This window comes from Streptomyces sp. SAS_272, assembly GCF_052543235.1.
The window spans coordinates 24,924-34,507 of record NZ_JBMNDR010000094.1; the positions used below are offsets into that span (position 1 = coordinate 24,924).

The 9,584-nt window shown below is 73.0% G+C and carries 6 protein-coding genes; all 6 read left to right on the forward strand.

Going from position 1 to position 9,584, the window contains the following annotated elements:
* Positions 1-513 precede the first annotated feature (513 nt).
* Positions 514-2,433, forward strand: a complete 1,920-nt coding sequence (locus ACN6LD_RS35600) for a glycogen debranching N-terminal domain-containing protein (protein WP_319187317.1) — start codon at positions 514-516, stop codon at positions 2,431-2,433.
* A gap of 106 nt (positions 2,434-2,539) precedes the next feature.
* Entirely contained in the window at positions 2,540-3,298 is a 759-nt protein-coding gene (locus tag ACN6LD_RS35605; RefSeq protein WP_319187286.1) for an NUDIX hydrolase, read from the forward strand.
* 81 nt (positions 3,299-3,379) lie between these two features.
* Complete coding sequence (locus ACN6LD_RS35610) at positions 3,380-5,497, forward strand: ATP-binding cassette domain-containing protein (RefSeq protein WP_445045321.1); 2,118 nt, start codon at positions 3,380-3,382, stop codon at positions 5,495-5,497.
* 162 nt (positions 5,498-5,659) lie between these two features.
* Positions 5,660-6,547: a FadR/GntR family transcriptional regulator gene (locus tag ACN6LD_RS35615; RefSeq protein ID WP_319187290.1), complete on the forward strand. Its 888-nt coding sequence runs from the start codon at positions 5,660-5,662 to the stop codon at positions 6,545-6,547.
* Between the two features lie 428 nt (positions 6,548-6,975).
* On the forward strand, positions 6,976-8,526 hold the full coding sequence (locus ACN6LD_RS35620) for an RNA polymerase sigma factor (protein ID WP_445045322.1): 1,551 nt from the start codon (positions 6,976-6,978) through the stop codon (positions 8,524-8,526).
* Positions 8,527-8,659: 133 nt separating this feature from the next.
* Positions 8,660-9,526 (forward strand): serine protease, encoded by an 867-nt coding sequence (locus ACN6LD_RS35625; protein ID WP_319187293.1) that lies wholly within the window; start codon positions 8,660-8,662, stop codon positions 9,524-9,526.
* The last annotated feature ends 58 nt before the right edge of the window (positions 9,527-9,584 follow it).

Here is a 9,584-nt window from a genome sequence, read left to right on the forward strand (position 1 = left end):
GGGCCCGCGACCCGGTGCGTGACCTGGGGGAGTGCAGCCCCGTTCACCTGAGTGGCGGAACGCCCGCACGGGTGGACCGCCGCGCGCACCCGCCCCTGCCGGAGCCTTCCACCAGGCCTCGACCATGCCGAGGCGCACAGAGAGCAGAAGAAGTCACCCATGCATCAGCCGACTCCGCCCTCCGCCGCCGACGGACGCTCCCGCCTCGACAGCCCGCGCACGTGGTCCGGTCCCACGACGCCCTCACCACCCACCTCATCGGCTCCTCCGAACCCGCCGGCGCCGTCTGTCGCGCAGACGCCGTCCACCCTCCGTGCCCCAGGCCCCGGGCCGCTCGCGGAGCCGGGAGGCGGGCCGGGCCCGGCCGCCGGGCAGGGCGTTCGCGGCGTCCCCCGCTTCCCGTCGGCGGGTGCGGAGCGCCGCGCGTCCACGCCGCCGGGCAGAGGCGCCGTGCCGCAGTCCGGGCCGCCGTCATCGCCGCGCGCCACCGGGCTGCCGCCCGCCCACACGGCGATGATCTGCGTCGCTCTGCCGGGTCTCGCCGTCTCGTCCGACCAGGGACAGCTGACGGGGCGCGGCCTGGACGGGATCTACCGCGCGGGCCGCCGCATTCTGTCCCGCTGTGTGCTGCGGGTGGCGGGCCGCGAACCGCTCGTCGTCCAGGCCCGGATGACATCGGCCGACTGCGCTCGCTTCGTCGCTGCTCTGCGCGTCACGCCGCACGGCGGCCCGGACCCCGACGTGATCGTCGAACGGACCCGCTCGGCGGACGGCGTCGAACGGATCACCCTGCGCAGTGCCGCCGCACGGCCGCTGCGCCTGCCGGTGGAGGTGGCTCTCGGCACCGACCTGGCCGACCTGGGCGCGATCGCGTCCGGCGCCGCCGGTCCCGAACTGCGCGCCAGCGTTCACGACTGCGGCCTGCGCTGGTCCGGCGCCACCGGGACGTCGTACGTCACCGCCCAGCCGCCGCCCGCCGACGCGATCGCCGCCGCGGGGCTGCTGCGCTGGGAGTTCGACGTCCCTCCCGGCGGCAGTGTCTGCGTGGAGCTGCGGGTACGCCTGGAGGGCGCCGGACCGGTCCGGGCCGTGGGCCGCGCGGCGACCAGCCCCCTGGCTCCGGCGAGCGCCGGCGGCGACGATCCGCGCGTCGGGGCTCTCCTGGCGACGAGCGTCAAGGATCTGCGTGCGCTCCTGGTGCGCGACCCCGCGCACCCCGGGGACACACATCTGGCCGCCGGAGCGCCCTGGCGCTGCGGTCTCGCCCCGGCCGACGCCCTGGCCGCCGCCCGTATGACGCTGCCGCTGGGCACACGCCTCGCCGCGGGGACGCTGCGCATCCTGGCCCGCACCCAGATCACCGGGCCGGGCCCCCGCTCCGGCATGATCCCCGGCCCCCGGAGGGACGCCGGCCCGCACCTCCCGCCGGGCTGCACGGGCACGGAGGCCACCCTGCTCTTTCCGGTGCTCCTCGCCGAAGCGCGCCGCTGGGGACTGCCCGATCACGAGACGGAGGAACTCCTGCCGGCGGCCGAGCGCTGCCTGACCTGGTTGCGCGGCGCGGTAGGGGACCAGCCCTACCTGAGCGACCCCCAGCCCGACGGACCCGTGCGCTGCGAGACCCAGGCCCACGCACACCGTGCGGCTCTGCTCGGGGCCGATCTGCTCGACGCCTGCGCGAGACCGGGCGGCGGCACCCTGCGGGAGTGGGCCCGGACCTCTCGTGCCGTGTTCCGCCGGGACTTCTGGATCGACGACCCCGGCGGGGGCCGGCCCGCCGCCGCGCGCACGCCGGACGGGAGGACGCTGCCCCACCTCTGCGCGACGGCAGCCCATCTTCTGGACACCGGACTGCTGGGCGGCGGCGCCCACGCCCCGGGACTGCTGGACAAGGTGCAGACCGAGCAGCTCGCCCGGCTGCTCGGAGGTCCCGTCATGGATTCGGGCTGGGGGCTCCGCGGCCTCGGCGCCAAGGAAGCCGGCTACAACCCGTTCGGCCACCGCAGCGGCGCCGTGCGCATCCACGAGACGGCGATCGCTGTCGCGGGCATGGCGGCCGCGGGCTACGAGAAGGAGAGCACCGCGCTGCTCCGGGGTGTTCTGGCTGCGTCCGAGGCCTTCGGCCACCGTCTCCCGGAGATGTACGCCGGGGAGCAGCGCGGAGACGGCGGTGCGCCGCTTCCCCATCCGGCCGCCTGCCGTCCCGCCGCGACCGCCGCGGCTGCGGGCGTCCTGCTGCTGACCGCGCTCGTCGGCATCCGCCCCGACGCGCCGGCCGGGACCGTCGCCCTGCGCCCGTTGCCCAGCGCACCCCTGGGCGAGGTCGGTCTCACGGGGCTGCGGGTCGCGGACGCCCCCTTCTCGGTACGGGTCACACGGCTCGGACTCGCCATGGTGGAGGAAGCGGCCGAAGGTCTGCAACTGGGTGTGTGAGGGTGTGTGACCTCTCCGTTCCGCCTGCTCTGGCGGTGACGGGTCGGCCATCGATGCGGCTGATCAAGGGCGTGTTTATCGTCAGGAAGACGACTATGATCGCCGCATGTCCTACGACCCGTCAGCCTTCCCGCCCTTCGCCGTCACCGTGGACCTGGTCGTGCTGACCGTGCGCCGCCATGCCCTGTGCGCGCTGGCGGTACGCAGGGGCGAGGCGCCGTTCCAGGGGTGGTGGGCGCTACCCGGCGGTTTCGTGCGGGCCGACGAAGACCTCACCCAGGCGGCGGCGCGCGAGCTGGCGGAGGAGACCGGGCTGCACGCCCATGACCCCTTGGTTCCGGCCCAGGACAACGGAGCCCACCTGGAACAGCTGGCCACGTACGGCGATCCCGAGCGCGATCCCCGTATGCGCGTGGTGAGCGTCGCGCATCTGGCGCTCGCCCCCGACCTGCCGGCTCCGCGAGCGGGCGGTGACGCCAGCAACGCGCGCTGGGCGCCCGTCGAGGAACTGCTCCAGGACGGCGTGCACGGCCGGGACGGCGAACCGGTCGCACCGCTGGCCTTCGACCACGCCCGGATCCTCGCCGACGGAGTGGAGCGCGCCCGTTCCAAGATCGAGTACTCCTCCCTCGCGACCGCGTTCTGTCCCACGGAGTTCACGGTCGGCGAACTGCGCCGTGTCTACGAGGCGGTGTGGGGGGTGGCGCTCGACCCGCGCAACTTCCACCGCAAGGTGACGGGCACGCCCGGCTTCCTCGTCCCCACCGGGGGCACCACCACCCGGCAGGGGGGCCGCCCCGCGCAACTGTTCAGGGCCGGCGGCGCGACGTTGCTCAACCCGCCGATGCTGCGCCCGGAGGTCTGAGAACCGGCACCGGGACCACTGATGCGCGACTGACCGTGCGGTACACGGAAAAAAGGGATATAGCGCGCTATCTTCCTGAAGGTGATCCAGGCCTACGGACTGACCAGCGATTCCCGTAAGGCGCTTCCGCCCGCCGTCGACGACGTCTCCTTCGAGGCGCACGCGGGCCGCGTCACCGTGCTGCTCGGAGCGCCGGGCACCGGCAAGACCACCGTGCTGAGACTTCTGCTCGGCCTCCAACAGGGCCGCGGCCTCGCCTGCTTCAGAGGCCGCCCGCTGCACCGCATCGCCCACCCCTCGCGCGAGGTCGGCGTTCTCCTCGGAGATGTGCCGGGGCACCCGGCCCGCACGGTCCGCGGCCACCTGCGCATGCTGTGCGCGGCCGCCGGGGTCGCGGTCCGGCGAGCCGACGAAGTGCTCGAGGTGGTCGGCCTGGTCGGCCTGCGCGACGAACGTCTCGGCGGCCTCTCCCGCGGCATGGACCGCCGGCTCGGGCTGGCCTGCGCGCTTCTCGCCGATCCGCACACCCTCGTCCTCGACGAACCGGCCGACGGGCTGTCCGGACGCGAGAGCCGCTGGCTGCACGGCATGCTCCGCGCGCACGCCGAGCAGGGAGGCACGGTGCTGACGACGACAGCCGACCCCAAGGAGGCCGCCCGCGTCGCCGACCGGGTCCTCGCCCTGGAGCAGGGCAGGCTCGTCGCCGACCAGGAGGCCGCCGACTTCGCCCGCACCCGGTTGCGCCCGAGAGTGGCCGTCCGCAGCCCCCACGCCGTCCGCCTCGCCGCGCAGCTCACCAGGGAGGCCCGCGCCGCGCAGCGCTCCGTCGAGGTCGTGCAGGAGGGCGGCAACCGGCTCTCCGTGTACGGCAGCAGCTGCGCCGACGTCGGCGAGACGGCGTTCCGGCACGGCATCCTCGTCCACCAACTCGCGGACGAGACCGGTGACATGGGGCCGAAAGCGAAGCCCCGAGCCGTGACGGACGATCCCGTGATGAACGAGGCCGCGGTGAACAGGGCCGACGTGAACGAGGCCGACGTGAACGAGGCCGCGGTGAACAGGGCCCCGGGGAACACGGCCGCAGCCGAGATGGCCGCGGAGAGCGCGCCCGAGGGTGCGGGGGCGGCGCCGACGGAATCCGCCCCCGCCACGGAACGAGCCCTGCCGGCCGGGAGCCCGCCCGCGGTCGCGCCGCTGGAGCACCCCGCCCCGACCGGCGCTGCCCCGACCGGCGCTGCCCCGACCGGCGCTGCCCCGACCGGCGGTGCCCCGACGGGCACCGTCCCGTCGGATCGTCCCGTGGGGGCGGACGAACCCCGGCCCGAGTCCGATGCCGAGCCCACGGGTGCGCCGCCGTCCCCTCGCCTCCCGGCAGCCCGTACTCCGGGTGATCTCCCCGCGCTGCCGCCTCCCCTCTCCGTGCGCTCCGCGCCCAGCCCCCTGCGTCCCCTCCGCTACGAGATCCGCCGCGCCACCGGGATCAGCACCGGCTTCCTCACCGGCGCCGCCGTACTGCTCGTCTCCGCCGTCACCGCCGTGGTGCTGGGCGGCGCGGGCCACACCGCTCAGGCGCGGCTGCTGGCGGCCTGGCCCGTACAGCTGCCGCTGCCGCCCGCGGCCCTCGGCGCAGGTCTGCTCGGCGCGCTGGCCTTCGGGGACGAGTTCCGCCACCCCGCCCTGGCGGCGGATCGCGGCACCGTGCCGCGAAGGATCGGGGTGCTCACCGCCAAGCTGCTCGTCGCCGCCGTCACCGCCGTGATGTTGGCCTTCCTCACGGTGGGCTGTGACGCCGAGGTGCTCTACCTCGTCTACGGACAGGAGCTCGCCCGGGTTCCCGCGGACTGGATGTCGCTCGGCGCGAGTTGGCTCGGGCTGGTGGTCGGCTGCGCCTGGGCCGGGGTGCTGGCGGCCGGCGTCTTCCGGTCCACCACGGCCGGGCTGGCGGCGGTGGTCGCGGTGCCCGTCGTCGTCGTGCCCGTAGTACAGAAGGCCGTGGAGAGCGCGTCCGTGCGGACGGCGGCCGGACTCTCGATGCGGTTGCGCGAGACGCTGCTGGTGCAGTGGCCCTTCGGCGGGGAGCGATACGTGGACGCCGCGGCCCGCGTGCTCGGCCAACCCGTCGGCGGGGCAATGGCGTTGTCCCTGGCCGCGCTGCTGTGCGCGTATCTGCTCACGACCCTGCGCGGCAGGGTCCGATGACGACCGTCCGGACCCAACCGATCCCTGCGTGTGCGCAACTCCCCGGAGAAAGCCCATTTCTTTCCGATAAGGCGTCAATTGCGACGGGGTGAGCGATCACCCTTTCGTGTGCTTTTCACCAAAGACCTCAAGGGAGTTGGAAACAGCGCCGACAAAGGATCCGTGAGTACCCTTGCGCACACCATGATGACCGCCGCCCGCTCCGCCGACTCCGGTCTGGCCGGCCCGGGCGAACTCGACCGCTACCCCTACGCCGAGGCCCCCGTCGCCGACCGCGTCGGAGCCTCCGTATGGGAGGCCGCGGAGCCCGAGCTGGGCCGCGTGGGCCGCCGCTCCACGGGTAACCGCGGGCGTGGGCTGCACGGCCAGCTCGTCCAGCAGCTGGGGCAGATGATCGTCTCGGGCGACCTGGGCGCCGACCGCCCCCTGGTGCCCGAGGAGATCGGCCAGCGGTTCGAGGTGTCCCGCACCGTCGTCCGCGAGTCGCTGCGCGTCCTTGAGGCCAAGGGCCTGGTCAGCGCCCGTCCGAACGTCGGCACGCGCGTGCGTCCCGTGAGCGACTGGAATCTCCTCGACCCGGACATCATCGAGTGGCGCGCCTACGGCCCCCAGCGCGACGACCAGCGGCGCGAGCTGAGCGAGCTGCGCTGGACGATCGAGCCGCTGGCCGCCCGCCTCGCCGCCGGGCACGGGCGGGAGGACGTCCAGCAGCGGCTGTCCGACATGGTCGAGATCATGGCCCATGCGATGACGCAGGGCGACGTGCTCACCTACTCCCGAGCGGACACCGAGTTCCATTCGCTGCTCATCCAGGTCGCGGGCAACCGCATGCTGGAGCACCTTTCCGGGATCGTGTCGTCCGCACTGCAGGTCTCCGGCGGTCCGGTCACGGGCTGCGAGCGGCCCAACGACGCCTCGCTGGCGCACCACGGCAGGATCGTCGACGCCCTGGCCGCGGGCGACGGCACGGCGGCCGAGGTGGCCATGCGCCAGCTGCTCACCGTGCACCCCGAGGTGGAGCGCGTCGTGCCGGCGCCGCGCGAGCACTGACCCGCAGTCCTCGGGCGCGACGGTCCGGGATGCCCTCCCCCTCCTGCCATCCTCGGCCCGGTATGCCCGCACCCCGTCGGACCCCGCAGAAGCCCGTGTCGGGAACTGCGGGGTCCGACCGTGTAGGGGCGGGATTTGGTGGCGAAGGTGTGGGTAGACACCACGGGTGACCTCATCTGCCCGCGTCTGACCGTTTATGAACGCTTACGGGGTGTGACTCGGGCCACGAAGATTGGGCGTAACGCTTGTGGAAACCACGCGATGACCTAAGAGGTGACAGCCGCAGAGGGAATACGGACGCCGTTCACGGCGCTGTGCATCCTCCCGGCCCCCGCCCGCGCCGTCGGCCCGTTCCCAGGCCGGTGGTCGGCTCCAGTCCGTCGTGGACGGGGCCGGAAGCCGTTTTCCAACGTTCCGAGAGGTTGTTCGTGTCGGCCAGCACATCCCGTACGCTCCCGCCGGAGATCGCCGAGTCCGTCTCTGTCATGGCGCTCATTGAGCGGGGAAAGGCTGAGGGGCAGATCGCCGGCGACGATGTGCGTCGGGCCTTCGAAGCTGACCAGATTCCGGCCACTCAGTGGAAGAACGTACTGCGCAGCCTCAACCAGATCCTCGAGGAAGAGGGTGTGACGCTGATGGTCAGTGCCGCGGAGCCCAAGCGCACCCGAAAGAGCGTCGCAGCGAAGAGTCCGGCCAAGCGCACCGCCACCAAGACGGTCGCCGCGAAGCCGGTGACCACGCGGAAGACCGCCGCTGACGCCGTCCCGGCCGTCCCGGCCTCACCTGCTGTGGACGACCCCGCAGAAGAAGAAGCCGCCCCCGCCAAGAAGGCGGCTGCCAAGAAGACCACGGCGGCCAAGAAGACGGTCGCGAAGAAGACCGTCGCGGCCAAGAAGACCGTGGCCAAGAAGACCGCCGGCAAGAAGGACGACGGCGAGTCGGTCGAGGAAGAGGCCCTCGAGGACGCCCCCAAGGCGGGCGACGAGCCCGAGGGCACCGAGAGCGCCGGCTTCGTCCTCTCCGACGACGACGAGGACGACGCGCCGGCCCAGCAGGTGGCCGCCGCGGGCGCCACCGCCGACCCGGTCAAGGACTACCTCAAGCAGATCGGCAAGGTCCCGCTGCTCAACGCCGAGCAGGAGGTCGAGCTCGCCAAGCGCATCGAGGCCGGTCTGTTCGCCGAGGACAAGCTGGCCAACGCCGACAAGCTCGCACCGAAGCTGAAGCGCGAGCTGGAGATCATCGCTGAGGACGGCCGCCGCGCCAAGAACCACCTCCTGGAGGCGAACCTCCGTCTGGTGGTGTCCCTGGCCAAGCGTTACACCGGCCGCGGCATGCTCTTCCTGGACCTCATCCAGGAGGGCAACCTCGGTCTCATCCGCGCGGTCGAGAAGTTCGACTACACCAAGGGCTACAAGTTCTCCACGTACGCCACCTGGTGGATCCGTCAGGCGATCACCCGCGCGATGGCCGACCAGGCCCGCACCATCCGCATCCCGGTGCACATGGTCGAGGTCATCAACAAGCTCGCGCGCGTGCAGCGTCAGATGCTCCAGGACCTGGGCCGCGAGCCCACTCCGGAGGAGCTGGCCAAGGAACTCGACATGACCCCCGAGAAGGTCATCGAGGTTCAGAAGTACGGCCGCGAGCCCATCTCGCTGCACACCCCGCTGGGCGAGGACGGCGACAGCGAGTTCGGCGACCTCATCGAGGACTCCGAGGCCGTCGTGCCCGCGGACGCGGTCAGCTTCACGCTTCTGCAGGAGCAACTGCACTCGGTCCTCGACACCCTGTCCGAGCGCGAGGCGGGCGTCGTCTCGATGCGCTTCGGTCTCACCGACGGTCAGCCGAAGACCCTCGACGAGATCGGCAAGGTGTACGGCGTCACGCGTGAGCGGATCCGCCAGATCGAGTCCAAGACCATGTCGAAGCTGCGCCACCCGTCGCGTTCGCAGGTGCTGCGCGACTACCTCGACTAGGTCGCCTCCGTACACGCCGAAGGCCCGGTGTCCCGTCAGGGAACCGGGCCTTCGGCGTGTACGCGCGGGTGCGTCCCGGCATGGGTTGGATCACTGTGGGTGTTCACCGAGCACTTCAGAGTGAGGAGTCCTCATGCGACGTCCCTTGGTCCGGGCCCTGTCCCGGCCGTTGATCCTGGCGGCCGTGGCCATGGTCATACCGTTGGCCTCCGCGGCTCCCGCCGCCTCCGACGGCGTCGTCCTCGGGGGCTACCCGGTCGACGTCTCGCAGAGCCCCTGGACGGTCGCGCTGTCCAGCCGTGACCGGTTCGGAGGTATGCGCTCGGGACAGTTCTGCGGTGGCGTGGCGGTCGGTCCGACGACCGTGCTCACGGCGGCGCACTGCATGGGCGAGGAGGCTTTGGGCGGGCCGCCGGAGCGGGTCTCGGATCTCAGGGTCGTCGCCGGCCGCACGGACCTCTACTCGGACGCGGGGCAGGAGGTCTCCGTACGCAGCGTGTGGGTGAACCCCCGATACGACGGTTCCAGCAACGCCGGGGACTTCGCCGTGCTCACCCTGGCCACGCCCCTTCCGGCGGGAACGGCCATCGGCATGGCCGCAGCGGGTGACGCGGCGTACCGGCCCGGCGGGGAGGCCCTGGTCTACGGCTGGGGAGACACCACGGGGTTCGGCGCGTACGCGCACACGCTCCGGGCGGCACCGGTGCACGTGCTGGCCGACTCGCTCTGCGAGGAGGCGTACCCGGGTTCGTCCGACGGCTCGTACCGCGCGCAGAGCATGGTGTGCGCCGGAGAGACGCGCGGGGGGCGGGACGCCTGCCAGGGGGACAGCGGCGGGCCGCTGGTGGCGCAGGGCCGGCTCATCGGGCTGGTGTCGTGGGGCAGCGGCTGTGGGCGGCCCGGCAGCCCCGGCGTCTACACGCGGGTCTCCGACGCCCTGCGGACGCTCGGCTGGGATGTCGCCGCCCGAGGCCCGCTGAGGGCTCCAGGCGGCCCCTGAGCGGGCTGTGCCCGGGTGGGGGCGGGATTGCGGACAAGAAGCGGGCGGCCGCCCCTGG